Origin of the sequence: Oceanobacillus saliphilus (genome assembly GCF_023522835.1) — a bacterium.
GTDB classification, from domain to species: domain Bacteria; phylum Bacillota; class Bacilli; order Bacillales; family Amphibacillaceae; genus Oceanobacillus; species Oceanobacillus saliphilus.
Genome location: NZ_JALCZU010000161.1, coordinates 1 through 267 on the forward strand (window position 1 = coordinate 1; position 267 = coordinate 267).

The following is a 267-nucleotide window of genomic DNA, read 5'->3' on the forward strand; positions in this document are numbered from 1 at the left end:
GATACGGCTGGGGCGATTACTTATGCACGTGAACTACCGGATGAAGCAGTCGTTATTTATTTGACGGTGAGTGAGTCTTCAGAATTATTGACGCGTTTGGAAAAGCGTGGGGATGATGTTGCGGCAGTTAAGGCACGTTTAGCCAGTGATGAATATCAGCGCGACACACAATTGCCGACTGAATTAACAAATGTTGCTAAGGTTGTTGTTAATGATGATTGGCAGACAACCAAGCAGGCGATTGATGAAATTGTAAAAGAAGTTGTT

1 protein-coding gene is annotated in these 267 nt (G+C 43.4%); it reads left to right on the forward strand.

What is annotated here, in order from left to right; genetic code table 11:
* A partial coding sequence (locus tag MN204_RS20785) for a hypothetical protein (RefSeq protein ID WP_249872951.1) occupies positions 1-267 on the forward strand: 267 nt, incomplete at both ends.